Source organism: Acinetobacter sp. P1(2023), assembly GCF_028367635.1.
Classification (GTDB): domain Bacteria; phylum Pseudomonadota; class Gammaproteobacteria; order Pseudomonadales; family Moraxellaceae; genus Acinetobacter; species Acinetobacter pittii_E.
Map to the genome: position 1 here is coordinate 1 of NZ_JAQNDD010000001.1, position 18,461 is coordinate 18,461.

The 18,461-nt window shown below is 37.1% G+C and carries 13 protein-coding genes and 5 pseudogenes; 7 read left to right on the top strand and 11 right to left on the bottom strand.

What is annotated here, in order from left to right:
• Positions 1–931 (bottom strand): KGG domain-containing protein (locus tag POD11_RS00005; RefSeq protein WP_271736991.1); only part of this gene is annotated, 931 nt, incomplete at its 3' end.
• A 470-nt stretch (positions 932–1,401) separates the two neighbouring features.
• On the opposite strand from POD11_RS00005, the gene POD11_RS00010 reads away from it, so the two are divergent.
• Both POD11_RS00010 and POD11_RS00015 read left to right on the top strand, forming a co-directional pair.
• Complete coding sequence (locus POD11_RS00010; protein WP_262455869.1) at positions 1,402–1,803, top strand: DUF6367 family protein; 402 nt, start codon at positions 1,402–1,404, stop codon at positions 1,801–1,803.
• A 140-nt stretch (positions 1,804–1,943) separates the two neighbouring features.
• Positions 1,944–2,822 (top strand): SDR family oxidoreductase, encoded by an 879-nt coding sequence (locus tag POD11_RS00015; protein ID WP_016141360.1) that lies wholly within the window; start codon positions 1,944–1,946, stop codon positions 2,820–2,822.
• Between the two features lie 56 nt (positions 2,823–2,878).
• Here the strand turns inward: POD11_RS00015 and katE are convergent.
• Positions 2,879–5,022: pseudogene (katE, locus tag POD11_RS00020) on the bottom strand (catalase HPII).
• Positions 5,023–5,071: 49 nt separating this feature from the next.
• Positions 5,072–6,483, bottom strand: a pseudogene (locus tag POD11_RS00025) (iron-containing redox enzyme family protein).
• A 316-nt stretch (positions 6,484–6,799) separates the two neighbouring features.
• Here POD11_RS00025 and POD11_RS00030 point away from each other — a divergent pair.
• The 3 genes and pseudogenes from POD11_RS00030 to POD11_RS00040 all read left to right on the top strand — a co-directional run bounded on the left by POD11_RS00030 (position 6,800) and on the right by POD11_RS00040 (position 8,204).
• A pseudogene (locus POD11_RS00030) lies at positions 6,800–7,275 on the top strand (CinA family protein).
• Between the two features lie 279 nt (positions 7,276–7,554).
• Complete coding sequence (locus POD11_RS00035) at positions 7,555–7,782, top strand: hypothetical protein (protein ID WP_016141364.1); 228 nt, start codon at positions 7,555–7,557, stop codon at positions 7,780–7,782.
• A gap of 116 nt (positions 7,783–7,898) precedes the next feature.
• On the top strand, positions 7,899–8,204 hold the full coding sequence (locus POD11_RS00040; protein WP_224991658.1) for a hypothetical protein: 306 nt from the start codon (positions 7,899–7,901) through the stop codon (positions 8,202–8,204).
• 118 nt (positions 8,205–8,322) lie between these two features.
• On the opposite strand, the gene POD11_RS00045 is transcribed toward POD11_RS00040, so the two are convergent.
• From POD11_RS00045 to POD11_RS00055, 3 genes and pseudogenes are all read right to left on the bottom strand, one after another.
• The gene (locus POD11_RS00045) at positions 8,323–8,541 is read right to left on the bottom strand and encodes a hypothetical protein (RefSeq protein WP_016141366.1); all 219 of its coding nucleotides are present in this window, start codon (positions 8,539–8,541) and stop codon (positions 8,323–8,325) included.
• 101 nt (positions 8,542–8,642) lie between these two features.
• Positions 8,643–9,070: pseudogene (locus POD11_RS00050) on the bottom strand (hypothetical protein).
• Positions 9,071–9,336: 266 nt separating this feature from the next.
• Positions 9,337–9,480, bottom strand: coding sequence for a hypothetical protein (locus tag POD11_RS00055; protein ID WP_016141368.1), 144 nt, complete (start codon positions 9,478–9,480; stop codon positions 9,337–9,339).
• 924 nt (positions 9,481–10,404) lie between these two features.
• Here POD11_RS00055 and POD11_RS00060 point away from each other — a divergent pair.
• Positions 10,405–10,685, top strand: a pseudogene (locus POD11_RS00060) (hypothetical protein).
• On the opposite strand, the gene POD11_RS00065 reads toward POD11_RS00060, so the two are convergent.
• The gene (locus POD11_RS00065; RefSeq protein ID WP_262455873.1) at positions 10,678–11,583 is read right to left on the bottom strand and encodes a LysR family transcriptional regulator; all 906 of its coding nucleotides are present in this window, start codon (positions 11,581–11,583) and stop codon (positions 10,678–10,680) included. The pseudogene POD11_RS00060 and the gene POD11_RS00065 sit on opposite strands and share 8 nt — an antisense overlap.
• A gap of 111 nt (positions 11,584–11,694) precedes the next feature.
• Here POD11_RS00065 and POD11_RS00070 point away from each other — a divergent pair, with 111 nt between their 5' ends.
• On the top strand, positions 11,695–12,933 hold the full coding sequence (locus POD11_RS00070) for an SGNH/GDSL hydrolase family protein (RefSeq protein WP_262455874.1): 1,239 nt from the start codon (positions 11,695–11,697) through the stop codon (positions 12,931–12,933).
• 49 nt (positions 12,934–12,982) lie between these two features.
• Here the strand turns inward: POD11_RS00070 and POD11_RS00075 are convergent, their stop codons facing one another.
• From POD11_RS00075 to POD11_RS00090, 4 genes are all read right to left on the bottom strand, one after another.
• Entirely contained in the window at positions 12,983–14,338 is a 1,356-nt protein-coding gene (locus POD11_RS00075; protein WP_239968567.1) for an MFS transporter, read from the bottom strand.
• Positions 14,339–14,438: 100 nt separating this feature from the next.
• A complete protein-coding gene (locus tag POD11_RS00080) occupies positions 14,439–15,722 on the bottom strand; it encodes a DcaP family trimeric outer membrane transporter (RefSeq protein WP_262456274.1) in 1,284 nt (427 codons plus the stop codon).
• 278 nt (positions 15,723–16,000) lie between these two features.
• A complete protein-coding gene (locus POD11_RS00085; protein ID WP_262455876.1) occupies positions 16,001–16,672 on the bottom strand; it encodes a class I SAM-dependent methyltransferase in 672 nt (223 codons plus the stop codon).
• Between the two features lie 71 nt (positions 16,673–16,743).
• Complete coding sequence (locus tag POD11_RS00090; RefSeq protein WP_262455877.1) at positions 16,744–18,438, bottom strand: AMP-binding protein; 1,695 nt, start codon at positions 18,436–18,438, stop codon at positions 16,744–16,746.
• Positions 18,439–18,461: the final 23 nt, after the last annotated feature.

Genomic DNA, 18,461 nt, shown 5'->3' on the forward strand with positions numbered 1-18,461 from the left:
TGCGGCCACGGCCTCGTCCGCCTGAACGGCCACCGCGATCATCATCGTCGTCGTCATCACGGCTGCGACCACGACCTCGTCCGCCTGAGCGACCACCGCGACCGTCATCATCATCGTCATCACGGCTGCGACCTCGGCCTCGTCCGCCTGAACGACCACCGCGATCGTCATCATCATCGTCGTCATCACGGCTGCGACCACGACCTCGTCCGCCTGAGCGGCCACCGCGATCGTCATCATCGTCGTCATCACGGCTGCGACCACGACCTCGACCACCTGAACGGCCACCGCGATCGTCATCATCATCGTCATCATCATCGTCGTCATCACGGCTGCGGCCACGGCCTCGTCCGCCTGAGCGGCCACCGCGATCGTCATCATCATCGTCATCACGGCTGCGACCACGACCTCGTCCGCCTGAACGGCCACCGCGATCGTCATCATCATCGTCGTCATCACGGCTGCGGCCACGGCCTCGTCCGCCTGAGCGGCCACCGCGATCATCATCGTCATCGTCGTCATCACGGCTACGACCTCGGCCTCGGCCACCTGAACGGCCACCGCGATCGTCATCATCGTCATCATCATAACGGCTGCGACCACGGCCACTTGAACGGCTACCGCGATCGTCATCATCATCGTCATCATCACGACTGCGGCCACGACCATTACGGTCATTTTTATGACTTAAAGCACCCGCTTCACGTGCTTCTTCAGACGTAAATTCATGAGCGTTACCACTTGCATGGGCTGCTCGGCCAGCTTCACGAGCTTCTTCAGAAGTAAACTCATGTGCATTACCACTCGCGTGAGCTGCTCGCCCACCTTTGCTGGCTATTTCTCGTACTCTTTCAGGATCCATACTTGCAAATCCACGATTTGAAGTACCTGTTCTATTGTTATCATCATCTTCATATCTAGTATTAGCCATAGTTATATCTTCCTATATTTAATTATAGTCATACCGCTTTTGGTTAACGGATTTAATTAAGATAGAAGATCTGTAATATTTTCCCACCTAGGCTCTGTATCAATCGATTTAAATGTATATAAAATTAAAATTTTAATTTTTTACAACCATATTATTTAAATAAGAATTTATATATTCCAACTTTTATTCAACTTTACCTTTTATATAATTATTCACTCATTATTACTCAAGCGTACATTAAAATATATTCTTACAATCGGTTTTAAAACTATCATGTAAATAACAAAACAGTTTAAATAAAAACAAAAAGTAAAACTATGAAACATCCCCACCTAAAAAAACACAAATGGAAAACAAATAATTTTATTAAAAAACAGAAACATATATCATTACATTTCTTTAAAATCTTTACTTGAGTAATAAAAAATACTATTTAAAAATTAATTTAAGATATTTTGAGTGAGTTAGCCATGAAAGTAGATCAACAATCATCACTTCCACAATATATTCATATTTCTATTCCAGAAATTCTATTAGGTCATATTAAGTCTAAGAATTCATGGCAAAATTATGATCAAGAATGGAGTTATAGATTAGATCCCCCACATGCAAGCCATCCCTTCCAAAGAGACTTATACATTATTAAATCAAAAGATATGAAACAAGAAGATATAAAATTATTACACGATAATATAGTACATCAAGATAATAAAGCTCCACACAATATAGAGGGAGCAAAAAAAGTTATTCAGGAAATATTAGACTTATCTAACAATATACCGATAGAAAATTGGTTAGAAGACACAGGAAACCGTTCTATTATTGAGAGCATGATTGATAAAAATAAAATTAAATTAATGGATATTATGTAATTCTCAAATCTAAAATATTTTTTTACATCCTTATATATAAAATAACAAAGACAACTTATTAAAAAATTCATTTTACTTATATTTACGCAACAACAGTTCACCCTATGAAAATTAGATATTCATACAGAGGTATTTAAAACATGGAAAATTCAACAAATCAGTATCCGACGTCTGCTCCAGCACAAGTTCAATCTCATCAACCAGGCGATCAGGAAAAAATGCATCCTGAACCAGAGATTATAAAAAGCTCCCATAAAGGTAGCGAGAAGTTAAAAGGTAAAGTTGCCGTTATTAGTGGTGGTGATAGTGGTATAGGCCGTTCTGTCGCTGTATTGTTTGCCCGTGAAGGAGCCGATATTGCCATCCTTTATCTTGAAGAAGATCAAGATGCCGAAATAACTAAACAGCTCGTGGAAAGAGAAGGACAACATTGTCTTTTATTAAAAGGTGATATTTCTGATCCAGATGTTGCAAAACTAGATATTGATAAAGTTCTACAACAGTACGGCAAAATTAATATTTTAGTGAATAATGCTGGTGTGCAATATCAACAAAAGGAAATTGAGAGTATTAGTAATGAGCAGTTAGAAAAGACATTTAAAACCAATATTTTTCCAATGTTTTATCTTACTAAAGAAGCTATTCCTTATATGGAAGAAGGCGACAGTATTATTAATACGACCAGTATTACCAGCTATCAAGGTCATGATGAGCTAATCGATTACGCAAGTACTAAAGGTGCTATTACTACTTTTACGCGCAGCTTATCGAACAATTTAATGAAACAGAAAAAAGGTATACGAGTAAATGGGGTGGCACCCGGCCCTATCTGGACTCCCCTCATTCCAAGTAGTTTCGATGCAGAAACCGTTGCAGAATTTGGTAAAGATACGCCAATGGGAAGAATGGGACAACCAAGTGAAGTTGCTCCTGCTTATCTTTTCCTTGCCTCAGATGATGCAAGTTATATTACAGGTCAGGTTATTCATGTAAACGGTGGTCAAATCGTTAATGGCTAATCATTAAGATATAAAAAAGCCCTGAAAGTTAAAGCTTTCAGGGCTTTTTTTATTTGTTAAGCCGGTACGTGAGCAGCTATTTGTTCTCGTGACCAAACACGATGAGCCATAATCAAGTTTTTGAATTTTTCAGCAATTTGCTGGAATTCATCTTCAACTAGCGTACCTTCATCGGCAACTAAACCTAGCGGTTCAAGTAAATCAGATTTATTTCCTAAAAATGCAATTGGTTTTAAATGTTTATAAGCTTCGAGTACATAGTGGCGCGCTACGCCATCTTGCATAACAGCATTTAAATTATCGCCATCAGGAATAATCACCGCATCATAAGCAATTGAAGGTTCAGCCATTTGCATACCATCAGCCACAATAATGTTGCTTGATGATCTTTTACTGGAGCCAAGCTCGGCGCTAGTAAATGAACAACCGCACCTTCTTTAATCGCCCAATTTTTAATAGCTTCAAGTGTATCTGATTTCACAAGGTTATGAATAAGCACAGCAACTTTTCGGCCTTGAATATCTTCTGGTGGGAAAGCCAAGAAAGATAATTTAGCCGATTTTTCAACTGCGGTTTTCTTATAATCTAGTGTTAAATCAGGAACTTCGATTCCTAAATTAGCACCTACTTGTCGAGCTAAGTCGAGATCAATATTTGCCAAAATTTGTTGAACTTGGCGCTCACGGATGTGTTTTCTTTGCACTTTACTTAATTCAAAAGTATAGGCATCGACCACATGCTTTTGCTCATGAGGCGCAAGGCTCTTGTAGTAAAGGCGCGGTTGTGAAAAATGATCGGAAAAGGTTTCACTTCTTTGACGAAGTTTATGTCCACTAATATTTTCAGGATAGCTTTCGAAACCACCATTTGAAGCCGCAGGTGGTGTTTCTGCTGGCCAATCATTATCAATTGAGTTTGGTTGGTATGCAGCCTGCCCTTTGGGAATGGTATGTTGGTGAAGACCATCACGTTGATTATTATGGAATGGACATACAGGTTTATTGATCGGAATTTGATGGAAGTTTGGTCCGCCCAAACGACTTAACTGCGTATCGGTGTAAGAGAATAGACGTGCTTGTAAAAGTGGGTCATTTGTAAAATCAATTCCTGGCACGATGTGGCCTGGACAGAAAGCCACCTGCTCTGTTTCTGCAAAGAAGTTATCTACATTGCGGTTCAAAACAAATCGGCCAATTGGTGTTACTGGAACCAACTCTTCAGGAATAATTTTTGTTGGATCTAACAAATCGAAGTCAAAGTTCATTTCATCATCTTCTTCGACAATTTGTACACCCAATTCCCATTCTGGATAAACACCATTCTCAATCGCTTCATAGAGATCTCGACGGTGGAAATCCGGATCTTTACCTGCAAGCTTTTGAGCTTCATCCCATACTAAAGCACTTAAACCTTGTTTAGGCGTCCAGTGGAATTTCACGAAATGAGATTTGCCTTGAGCATTAATAAGACGGAATGTATGTACCCCAAAGCCTTGTATTGAGCGTAGGTTACGTGGAATAGCACGGTCCGACATCGCCCAAATGACTGCATGTGCTGACTCAGGCACTAAAGATACAAAATCCCAGAAAGTATCATGAGCAGTTGCGCCTGTTGGCATTTCTGTATCTGGTTCAGGTTTTACGGCATGTACGAAGTCTGGAAATTTAATACCATCTTGTACAAAAAATACGGGTGCATTATTACCCACTAAATCGAAATTGCCTTCTTGGGTATAAAACTTAATTGCGAAGCCGCGAATATCACGCACAGTATCGGCAGAACCACGTGGTCCTTGCACAGTTGAGAAGCGTACAAAAATTGGCGTTTGAATACTTGGATCGGTTAAAAATCCCGCCTTTGTAAAACGTTCATTTCCTTCATAGGCCTGAAAGTAACCATGTGCACCTACGCCACGCGCATGCACGATACGTTCAGGAATACGTTCATGGTCAAAATGAGTGATCTTCTCTCTTAAAATAAAATCTTCTAGTAGTGTCGAACCACGGATGCCCGCTCTTAAACTATTTTGGTTATCCGCTATTTTAACCCCTTGGTTTGTGGTTAATGCCTCATTGGTTGCATCATCTCTGACTGAGTCTAATTGTTCAGTTTTTTGGGTAGTATTGGCTTTATTTGCAGCGTCCGCACCAGCCATTTCACTTGTTTTATTTGTTGATTTAACATTATCAGTCATGTTCATTACCTATGTTTTAAAGTTAAACGTGGGGTGAATTAAAAAACTCCAAGAGTTAGTTTTTGTTAAAGGAACTTAAATATGGAAAAAGGAGCTCAACATATTTACGTGTGCTCCATAGACCAATGCTTTTATGATGTGAATCTGGGGCCAAAAACGGGATCAGCTTACATATCTTTATGGCAAGATCAGGTGTTTGACGTATACGTTCCGAAGTGCATCGAGTTCGCCATCAGAAATATAGCTAAAGAGATAATCTTGAATACGTTGACTATTTTTTAGTTCTCTGCTGTAAGCCAAAAAGTTAGAAGAATGGTCATTACCAGCAATCCAGTCATGAATAATTTGTCGTTCTACAGGGTTAAATACCCCAAACATTTTTCCATTTTCTTCATTAATCATTCGCCAGAACACGCTCTGTTCGGGGTCAGTATTAAATTTAATCCATTTATGATCAATGAGATGTGTAACCAGGCCTTTAACGTCTTCAGGTTTTGATAACCATTGGTTAATGGTTTTACATCCAAACTGTCTTTTTTCGTTATGAATGAGCTGACCCACAAGCGCTTTTCTTTTTAAAATTTTAAGAACTAAATCTTCAAGATTTAAATTTTTAATAATTTTAGAAGATGATACGCCATGGCTATTAAGAGCAAAACCGCGCTTCAATTTATTAAAGAAGTGTTCTTTGTCTCTATATTTATCGTAAATATTTTCTATAACTTTAATTGCTTTATCTGCATGGCCGTTATCAATGTTATCGATAGTGATATGCAAATTAAAATATTTAGAATCAATACCAAGTTCCGCAAGCTCATAATTACTGATGAGCAGATGAAGTGGCAGTTGCTCATAGCCTAAATTAAAGCCAACAATTTCAGGAATAAACTCAGATGGAGCATAACCAAGCGCCAGCTGAATCACAGCATTATGATAATATTCATCTTCTAAGAGTAGATCAAAACTATCGAGCCCAAGACTACGTAACAAGTCATCATAGATACACACATGATTTGCTTTCGGCTCACCTAGCCCCAGCTCTTCCAAATAGGTAATAATAAGGTCATGAAAAACCGGATCATTCCAGTAATGAACTGAACTATATAACCATGCACCGTCTACTTTTTTAGTGGGTGAAACTTTAATTAAAAACTCAAATGCCTGACCGACATTTTTAAAGTACTCTCTCTCACCTCCACTTTGTCTACGATTCAAATAGGTCTGAAATAGCTCACAATTTTCTTTATTGTCTTTTTCACACCATTCTTTAACCATATTTATAGAGGAAGGAAAATCAATTTCATTTTGATCTATTTTATCTATTTCCTTAATAAGAAATTCTCTTGCTGTCTTTTCTTTTTCAAAACTAGAAATATCAGGATCAAGGAAAAAAACAAATAATTCGTAATAGTTCTGTTGATTATCTTGTAATAAGTCTAATAATCTTTTTTTCACTACAACAGGCATTTCTATTCTCCTTTAGTGAGATATAAATTACCATACTTCAGCTAAACCATAATCCCAGCGTAACTTTGTTAGGTTACGTTATCAAGAAACAACTTATAAATTTAAAAATATTAAAATTCAATAAGATAAAAAATAACACAAACTTACATTCTCACTTTTAGAATAATTTAACTGTCTGTTTTTATAAAAAATAAATAAATTATAAATTTTATTTACATTTAACCTACCTTTAAAATTATAAAGACCTAAAAATTAACAAAAAGAAATTAAAAATAATCTTATAACTAAATTAAAAACAGTTGTAAGGAGAAAATAAATGTTTAACTCATGTTGCAAATTACTCGCACAAGAAAAATTAAAATCGCATTTTTTGAAAGTGCTTCGGCTGGTTATCTGGCTTACCGCTTCTCTTTAAGCCCTTATTCAGGTGACATTCTTATTGGGAGTTTAGTCAGCTATGACTTACGTGTTAAAGAAAATACTCTTCATATTTCACCTGAACTTATTGAAAAATATACGCCTGAGTCTATGCAAGTCACTGTAGAGATGATCAAAAAAGGCAAAGAACTCTTGCGTGCCGACCTGTATGTTGCCTGTACCGGATTGCTAAAAAAGGGGGGCTCAGAAACTGCTGAAAAACCTGTAGGCACTTTCTTTTATTCTATTTATTATCAGAATAATTTTTATAACTTTAGAAGAGTATTTAAAGGTTTACCCTGCCTTAAACTTAGACAACTTCTTTATTACATTACCCAAGATATTGAATATATAATATTAGATAATAAAAAATAGCTTTTCTTTATAAAAGATAACAAATACATATTTGGAAATGATCATAGTGTTTGCTTAATTCCAATGTACCTAAATGTAATTTTATCCATCTTCATATTAATTATGTTTATTGATTAAAATTACATCTTATAGAAATCAAGGTTTTATTTAATAATCATAGTTACAGTTAAATATAGGGTAACACCCCAAGGCTACACAATAAAAATTTTCATGTTTTAATGAACCTATCTGAAGCTCTCAGATAAAACACACATCATAAATGATATGAGGTAATTAAAGATGAGCACTACTAATAATCAAAGCAATCAACGCGATAATCAACAGCAACAACAACAGCAAAATGACAACCGTAACAACCAGCAGCAACAAGGCAACCAACAGCAAAACGATCAACAGCAACAAAACAACCAGCAACAACAGCAAAATGACAACCGCCGCCAACAACAAGGCTCTAATCAAAAAGATTCAGGCCAACAAAACTCAAATAACAATAATCAGCAACGTTAATTCGTTGCTGACTTAAATGTCATTTGATGCGGTCATTCATTTTATTTAGGAAGGTGCCCTCACCTTCCTAAATTTACCATAAGCATAAAATTAAATAATAGATGAGGAAAAAACTGATGACAGATCAAAATAGCGATCACGCACGACTGCCAGCGGGCGACCATAATTATTGGCGCGAAAGTTACGTTACTCGTCCTTATTATCAAGAAGCTCAGCTCACTACCCCAGATCTCGATTATGACCGAGACTTTTCGACTGCCTATGAATTAGGTCAACGTGCACGTGCTGAATCAGAACAAGGCACTCAATTTGAAGATGTCGAAGGCGGTTTAGAACAAAAATGGGAAGAATTAAAAGCTGAATCTCGTTTAAAATGGGAACATGCTAAACAAGCCATTAAAGATGCATGGAATGGAAGATAACTTCTTCTAATCACATTCTCTATTGGTCCAAAGCCATGAGCTTATTTCCTATTGGCCCTCGGAAATAAGCTCTTTTTATTGCTAAAATTTTTTAAAAACTTCAGTTTAGAACCACTCTTTAGAAGAAAGGTGGCATATTAAAATTATTATTTAAATATTGATTGGCTAATTGAGCATTATCAAAAACTTCTTTCTTGAACTGTACACTCGATGCCGATAATGTATGAGTCGGTTTAATGGTTACTTCAACTACATACTTATTTTGCTCATATTTGGCTTTTACCCCATAGATTTCAGACTCATTAATACACGTCCCATCCGTAAAGTATACAAACATGCTTAACCACCTTAAGTATTCATTTGAGCGTCATCGTAATAAAGTTCTAATATTATTTAAGCCTGATTTAGTGTTCACATCAGGCTTGTCTGAAAATTGATTTAATTTTCTTTTTTCTTAAAGTATTCAATAATTTCTTCCCCGTTATTTACGGGGCTTCCCGTAGAGGGATAGGTTTCCTCAAAGCATAGGCAGGCAAAGCAACTTTTGCGCGGATGGGAGGTAATTTTTCTTGACCGCCCGTCGTAATTCGTTCGATAAAACTTGCAAGCCACAGCACAAATTCCTGTGTATTCTTACTTTTAGGAATAATACTTAAATCTAATTTAATTTTAGATTCCTGAAGAGGTTTAATCAGTAATTCAGCGAAATCAATATAATTGTATAAAAGTTTAAGCTTTGTCCCCTTAATCTCGTGTCTGAGCTCAATCATCAAATTGTTAAGGTCTTCCATAGGATCATCTGTAAATCCTTTTTTTTCTTTAACATTTTGATAGATTTTCTCAGCTATCCTTAAGTACTGGGGCATATCCTTACCTTTAAAAAATTGTTTTCACTAAAATAAATTTTGGATGAATATAAGTAATTTATTGTGTTTATTTTATTAATTTTTTGAAACTATAATTTATGTTAGACACAATTCAATAACAACAAATTTATATAAACATAATAACTCACTAATTTATTGATTAATTTTATATTTTCATATAATTGCTTTTTTTATTATGTTACATATTTTATAGAAATAAACGATAAGAAAACCCACTTAACCGTGAGTTTTCTTAAGCAAAATCATTATGAGTTTTTATCCATTTGTTGGGGAGTAGTTGGGTCATTAGCGCCATGGGTCCCATTATCTCGCGGATCCCGATCTTGACACGCACTCATACCAACTGCAATTGTCACTACCATACTCACTGCACAAAATATTCTTAACATTGAGGTCACCCATTTAAATCTTGAGATGTAGGTTTATGAATAACATTTTCTTATGTTTACCTACCGCTATCGTTCTCTTAAGTTTTGTAGGTTATGCAAGCTTTTGTAAAAAGCTAAATAAAATAAATCTAAAAAAATTTACTATTCTTGCAATTGATATTTTAATTATTTTTTGGCAACAGCTAATTATTTAATTACATCATATTTATAAAATTAAAAATTCTTACCCTTTTTAAACTTATGCCTTATTAAGTTAATAGCCCTCTACACTATACAAATACACAATTAATAAATATTTGATATATAAACATTAAAACTTATTTCTTAAATTTGATTGAATGTTTATTCAATACTTCAAATTCTAAATAACTCCTTATTTTATTAATAAAAATTTAAAAATATTAATATTTGTTTATATAAACCAATCTTTTATTTTTGCAATTGACCCGCTTTAAGGCTCAGCTTATGATGCTCCCGCTGACCTATTTTGTCAGTCGGTTTTAGCAGATCGTCTACCTAAGTGCACTAAAAACAAGTTTTTTGGTGTGGAGCCCCTCGTGCCTTTGACGGAGGAACGGGAGTGGGACACCTTCGGGTGTGCTGGTTTCTTAGGTATCAGTCTGCTAACCCTCTTTCGTTTCACCACCATAATTAATAGCAGTGATTGGGCGTAACTTCTTTTATCAAGGAGTCTCTAATGACTATTATTTTATATTATTTTATTTTTCTTACTCTTCACTACCCTTTTATTTGGCTTAAAACAGTTTTAAAAAACTTTTTGTATTTCTTCGCCCATACACACACTCTTCTCTCTCGACAAAAGATTTCAATATTTAACGCATGTTAAAGATTAAGACATCTTCAAACCCAACTGAACGATAACAACAACCAACAAAGAGCAATAATGATGTTTTTTTATATCGTATTGTTTTAACGTGCGCCCTATTAATAAGTTCTATAAGTTTAATAGGTTGCAGATCTATTAGTAAAAAGAATTTAATACACATTGTGTTTGGGCAGGTCGTGCACTTTCACAATGCAACTGTATTTATAACTCTTTAGAAAAACATTATTCGCCACAGTTTGTAGAAAACTTACCAAAAGTAAGCTTACAAAATATTGATGCGGATATGCACTTTGTGGAAACAATGAATGAAACCATGGATCAATGTCAGTTAAGTGCCAGAAAAAAACCAATTAACTAATGTTTGCATGCTCGACCAAGAAATCTAAAAAAGCCCTGACACGTTTAGGAACATATTTATCATGTCCAATCCAGACGGCATGAAATTCTTCAGAAGCATTGGTATTCCAGTCTTCAAGAATTTTGACCAATAGTTTTTGCTCTACAGCTTTTTGGATTTGGAATTCATTAAGCTGTGCAACGCCCACATCTGCAAGTGCTAACTGTAAGATCGCTTCTCCATGATTTACTCTTAACACTTTAGTGGGGACAAGCGTGATTTCTTGATCGTCTTTTTTAAAGAACCATGTTTTATTCTGGCGTTGATAACTTACATCTAAAAGCTGATGTCCATATAAGTCTTCTGGGTGCTGCGGACAGCCATACTTTTCAATATAGGCTGGTGAACATACATAATGTTTCTGCGTGCTCCCGAGTGTACGAGCAATCAAGTTTGAGCTTTTTAAAGGCCCTGTACGAATTGCAACATCTATTCTTTGCTCAACCAAATTAATCACTTCATCGCTTAAATGAGCTTCTAATTCTATTTGTGGGTAGCGTTGATTAAATAGAGAAATACAAGGCAATAAAAAATGCGTCCAATATGAAAGACTGGTATGAATTCTAATTCGCCCTTGCGGTATATGGTTTGCAGTAACAGATTGTTCAAGTTCGTCTAGATCGTTCAGGATTTGAATGCCTTGCTCATAAAACTGGCATCCTTCACTGGTGAGTTGGAACTGACGTGTTGAACGGTTCAGTAGTCTGACGCCAAGTCTTTTTTCCAACCGAGAAATTAACTTACTGACCGCAGACGGCGTCATGCCACACGCTCTTGCAACAGCAGAGAAACTTCCAAGCTCGACCACTCGAATAAAAATTGCCAACTCACCAGACCGATTAATATCAAAATAGGACATAACAAAAGCTATTTGTGAATTTTATTCACAAATCTTATTCCGCTTATGTCGCTATAACAAGCCAGCAATTTGTTTCAAGATAACTTTAATTTATTTTAAAGAGTTCACGAGATGAAACTTTATCAATCCGCCCTATTTTCTCTTGTTTTATCATCTACTGTAGCGCAAGCAGAAGTACAAAATAGCCAATGGATTACCACTTGGGCAGCTAGTCCACAAAAAGTTTGGAATAAAGATTTCGTTTTTCCGACCCTAATTCCAGATCAAATATCTAATCAGACCATCAAGCAAATTAGTCAAATTAGTTTAGGTGGTGAAGCTGTCAGGCTTGTTTTCACAAATCAATATGGGGATCAACCGCTTTATATTGATAAAACTACTGTAGGACTAATCAAAGGACAAAGTCTAAAAGCTAAGAGTGCTTATCCAGTTTATTTTTCTGGAAAGTTTAAAGCACAAATTTTACCTGGCAAACAGCTGATAAGTGATCCAATCCAGCTACCTGTTCCCGATCATGGGCAGTTAATGGTTAATACCTTTATTCAAAAGCCAACTACATTTAAAACTTTTCACTGGGATGCTAAACAAACCAGTTGGATTATTGCTGGTAACCAGACCGCGGACTTAAAAGCACCTAGCAGTGCCAAAACCACCACTGCGCGATTATTATTGTCGGCTGTGGAAGTAAAACCAAAGCGTAAAGCATATGTTGTTGCAGTCATTGGAGATTCAATTACCGATGGTGCAACTGCAACTTTAGATGCAAATACCAGATGGACCGACTTTTTAGCTAAGCGCTTATCACCACATCAAGTAGCGGTCATTAATAGTGGAATTTCAGGAAATCGGTTACTTAACGACGGTATGGGCGACAGTGCTTTAGAACGCTTAAAAAAAGAAGTATTTCAATATTCTGGAGTGAAAACATTAATTGTTCTGGTGGGTATTAATGATATTTCATGGCCGGGTACCGCATTTGCACCTAAACAACCAATACCGACTTTTGAAGCATTAACCCAAGGCTATAAACGTGTGGTAGATGAAGCACATCACCAAGGTATTCAAGTGATTGGGGCAACGTTACTTCCATTTTCAGGTGCCTTACCCAACACTCCTTTAGATAATTACTATCAACCGAATAAAGATGAATTACGTCAGCGCATTAATCACTGGATGAGAACCAGCCATACATTTGACGGCGTACTTGATCTTGATCAAGGCTTAAAAGACCCTAAACATCCTGATCGATTAAATCCAATTTATGATTCGGGAGATCATTTACATCCTAATGACCGTGGTAATCAACAAATGGCAAATCTGGTCGATGTAAACCAGTTACTTCATAAATAAAACGTCCAGATACAGGTAGGAATTTGCTCCCTACCTGTATCAATATTGATTAATTACCTTCTAACTCGACGTTAAGTTTTGGTGTAATGGACTGTTTTTCAGCTACATGTCTTCGGAGTACCATGACAGCAAAAAGTCCTAAAATTGCAGGGATTGCGATCATCACAAAATTCATCTTATGTGGTAGTTCAAAACCTAATAACAGACCCGTTAAGATAGGACCAACAATTGCCCCAATACGACCAACACCAGAAGCACAGCCAATTCCAGTAGAACGCACACTTAATGGATAATATTGCGCCACATAGCTATAAAGCAAAATTGAGGTACCAATCGTTGCCGCTCCTGCCACAGTCACCAAACCATATAAAACATAAGCTGGTGAGTTAAAACCTAAACCAACCAGTGCCAGAACACCCGCTAGCAGCATTCCCATAATTACAGGTTTTAAGTGGAATTTATCAGACAAAATCCCACCACCGATTGAACCGATCATCGCGCCAACATTTAGAGCAAGCAAGAATAAAATACTCTTTCCGAGTGAATACCCTGCTGCCAACATGAGTTTTGGTAACCAGCTACTTAAGGCATATACCATGAGTAAGCACATAAAGAATACGAGCCAGAACATGAGTGTATTAAATGCACGGCCCTGTTGAAATAATCCTTTTACAGAGCTACCTGTTGGCACATTATCTTCATTAAGCATTAAGTGCGTGTTGATGGTTAAGGTTTGTTCAGGTGAAATTTTTTGAATAATTTTATGTGCCTGTTCAGTTTTACCTGTTTTAACTAAAAAGGTTAAAGACTCAGGTAAAAACTTCCAAATGACAGGTAATAAAAGTAATGGAATACCAGCAATTAAAAACATAATTTGCCACCCCTGACTTTCAACCAAATAACTACCAATTAAGGCTGAAAGAATTCCCCCAATCGCATAACCACTAAACATGGTCCCCACCAGCGTACTGCGTATACGTTTAGGTGCGTACTCCGAGGTAAGTGCCACTAAATTTGGCATGACCCCACCAATGCCTAGTCCCGCCAAGAACCGAAGTACCCCAAACTCAAGTGGGCTTGATGCAAAAGCACCTAAGAAGGTAAAACCACTAAAAAGAGTGACACAAATTAAAATTACATTTTTACGGCCTATTTTGTCTGCCAAAGTTCCAAAGAACATTGCTCCAAACATCATTCCGCACAGTGCAGTACTTGCTAACATCCCCGCTTGTACAGCTGTTAACGACCACTCTTGCATCAGCAAAGGCAGTACAACGCCATAAATCACCAGATCATAACCGTCAAAAATAATAATTAATAAACACCAAAGCAAAATACTCCAGTGAAAAGGGGTAAATTTGGCCTGATCAATAACTTCATTTACATTTAATTTAGATGTTGTCATTTACTCACCTCCTCTGTGAGATAAATTCATATTCAATTTTTTAAAACGACATATTGCACCCTAAAGAAAAAACAGATTATTCAAGGTTTTGCTGAATAAATTAAAAGTCATAACTCGCCATCATATTGAATCGGCTATCAATCCCGTTACGACCATCAAAAGTTTCTCGTTCGCCATAAACATATTCGACGCCCAAGGTAATTGGTTTATATGGGTTATAAAGTGCATTCACCCAGCCCTGCCAAAGCTCTTTATTTTGAGTGGTGCTATTACGTTGTAATTCAGCAAAACGGTTATCATCTTTGGCTTTCATATAGCCATAACCCAAGGTTGAACGAATTTGTGGCGTAAATTGATGAGTGATACCCAAAGAAACGGTATCAAATTCATTGCTGTGTATATTGTTTTGATCATCTATTGCATAGCCGCTATTACTCCATAGTAGGAAACGCCCATCTCCTTTGACATGGTAATAATCGGCTTTAAGTAATGTATCGGGCGTAATCTGATATTTACCGCCGAAGCCAACACCCCAAGACATTTCCTCATCATTATTGGTTCTCTTTTCGGCAACAAAGCTACGCCCCGATAGCATCGAACCATTGGCAAATTTATGATTTAAACGTCCAACCAAAGCTGGTAAACGCATTTTGTTATCGGGGTCTGATGCAGCAGTATATTTCGGGTCTTCAACCGATACAGCAAAACTTGTATTGGCAGTTAAGTTATCGCTATAACGAACCAGTGGCGATCTTAATAATGCACTTCCTACAAATGTGCCTGCATCAATCGTTTCCGGATAATATTCGGGAGCAATAAAGGTTGACCACGTTTGACCGACGAGCCATTTGTTAAAGGTTAAATAAGCATGGCGTATCCGAAACTGATCACGAGTGGCTGCCCCAAAGAAGTCCATTTCCAGTTTCCCGCCTACCTCACCCGCAGCAGTTGGGGTTTTAAAATTCAGCCCAAACCGTGTCACATTAACGGTGCTATGCAACTGGTCTTTTTGTGCAGACTCTTCTGGCGTGTTCTCAAGTGGAACACCGCTAATATTGTTATACATCGTAGATGCCCCCTTCATTTGATAAGAAGCATCTGCTCGTATATAACCGTATAAGTTAAATTCTGCACCAGACTTGGTTAAACCTTGCTGTATTGGCAATACGGCTTGAGGAGTTACTGAATTTGCTAATTCCACTCGCCCTTGCGATAAAGATTTTTGCGCTTCCATGTTAGCTTGTAACATAGCCCGTAACTCTTTCACTTCTAGGCGAAGTTGTGCTATTTCAGGATCTGTTTGACCTGCAAAAGCAGAAGACACACACAGGGTGACTGAAACAGCCAACAGGCTTTTTTGAACCGTTGTATTTAAAACTTTCATCATGAAATTTTCCTTTTGATCTTTAATTAGACTTAAAGATCTCGACATCCCTTTTGTTAGGTACCTATCTAAAATAGGTGTTTAAAATTTTGTATTTCTTTTACAAGAAAGACCTTCGATCATATTTTTTAGACAAAACCTCCCTAAAGCGGCCTAAAAACCACTTTTTAATTTGTTTTAAGTAAAGCTAAATCTTTTAATTTTTTTCAGTTTTTATATTCTCTTCCTCATTGAGAATATGTAGGTTTTACATCTGTATTAACACTTTCCCAAACCTATTATTTTTTTGCAATAAATCCCTGATACGTCAAAATTTGCGTATAAGATTGCACCCTTTCAAAACCAGCTTTTTCTAAAAGTTTTATATATCCTTCAGTAGTTAGGCTAAAAAAGTCTTGGTCCATACGCTCTAACATTTTTTGACATTGCTCTTCCGTTAAACCTTGAGCCAAGCATAAATAACGTAGTGCTTGAAGCTGCTGTGGGTTTACACAAGTCATTAAATCGTAGGTCAGCAATACTGCTTTTTCTTTTAAACGATCATAAATATTCTTAAAAAAAACAGGTTTTATCTCATCTGAAATAAAATGAGCCACCAGTATAGAAAGTGCAGCATCAAAGCAATTCTCAAGAGGTAAAGCTGACGTTTCACCATGAACAAAGGTGACTTGAGAAGATTTACCTAAAAGTTCAACCTGTTTTTGGGCTTTTTGCAGCATAGTCAAAGATGGATCAACTGCTGTAAATTTCCAGTCGGGATGTCGTTTAAGTAAATATTCGAGTTCATAACCCGTACCACAGCCCACAATTAAAATATGAGCATTTGGCGGCAACATCGACTGCAAAATGGCATCCACCTGTAGATGGATCACTTCATAGCCCGGAATCAATTTACGAATATGTTGGTCATACCCTTCGACTACCTTTAGGCTATTAAAGTCTTTTGCCATTTTGTTTTCCCTCTATTTAAATTGCTTTTACATTTATAGTTTGCTGCACTTTGACTAGACTCTTGAATTCTTTAGTCAAAGACATTGCCCGTTAAATTAAGTTCAGCTCGCATAATTTCCTGCAATTTAAACTTTTGTGCTTTGCCTGAAGCAGTCATTGGAAACTCATTAAAGAATCGGACATAGCGCGGCACTTTATTATGAGAGATATGCTCTTTACAGAATTGGCGAATACTGTCTTCATCAATTTGATGATGTTCGTGCAAAATAATACAAGCACAGAGTTCTTCACCATATTTCGCATCTGGCAGCCCAATGACCTGTACATCACTCACATCTGGATGAGTATATAAAAAGTCTTCAATTTCTTTTGGAAAGAGATTTTCCCCACCACGAATCACGACATCTTTAATACGGCCTTTAATTTTAATAAAACCGTCTTGATCCATTTCGGCAATATCACCCGTGTGCATCCAACCAGCTGAATCAATCACTTCTCGAGTCTTTTCTTCTTCGCCCCAATAACCCGCCATTACTGAATAACCACGAACACATAACTCACCCAAAGTGCCTTGCGAAACAATTTGCCCTTCTAAATCGACAATTTTAATTTCAACATGCGGATGAACATGTCCAACTGTGCTTACTCGTTTATCAATCGAATCATTTACAGAACTTTGTACACTCACTGGTGAAGTTTCAGTCATGCCATAACAAATCGTGATTTCAGACATGTGCATGCGATCTATGACACGTTGCATAATTTCACGTGGACAAGGACTACCTGCCATGATTCCTGTTCTTAAACTCGATAGATCAAATTCATTAAACTGTTCATGTTCTAAGGTGGCAATAAACATGGTTGGCACGCCATAAGCTGCCGTACAGCGTTCTTGATGAATCGCTTTTAAAGTTTCTAAAGGATTAAATACCGCCGATGGATAGACCATAGTTGCGCCATGCGTAACACATGCCAAATTCCCCATGACCATGCCGAAACAATGAAACAACGGCACAGAAATACAGACTTTATCTTGAGGGGTTAAACGAATGCCTTCCCCCACAAAATAGCCATTATTTAAAATATTATGATGGGTCAACATGGTCCCTTTAGGGTTACCTGTTGTACCTGAAGTAAATTGAATATTAATGGTTTCATCAAACTGATGTTGCTTCGCTAATTGTTTTAATTGTTCTAGCTGTTCAGAAGTTGGTGTAGCAACTAAATCACTAAAGCGATAAATACCCGTATGTTGTTGGTCATCAATTTTAATCACAAATTTCAAATGTGGCAGTCGCGCTGAACTGAGCACTTTATCTGGACTATTAGATAATTCAGGGGCAATTTTTGTGAGTAATTCTTGGTAATCAGTCGTTTTGAATTGAGAAGCAATAATCAATCCTTTGCATGAGACTTTATTCAATACATATTCAAGTTCATGGCTTTTATAAGCTGTATTTAGATTGACTAAAATAATCCCTGCTTTAAAAGCTGCAAATTGGGTTACCGTCCATTCCACACAGTTAGGTGACCAGATCGCTAAGCGATCTCCTTTTTTTAATCCCAATTTTAAAAGGCTACAAGCAAAAGCGTTTACTTCATCCTGTAAAGCTTTATAGGTTAATCGTCTGTTTTGATGGAAACTGACGATTGCTTCCTTTTCTGCATATTGCCGACAGGCCTGATCGAATTGTTCACCAATGGTCATACCCAATAAGGGCTGTGTGCTTGGTCCCGAGGCGTAGCTTAACCGTTCTTGTTGCATTGAATCATTCTCCTTGATTCTTC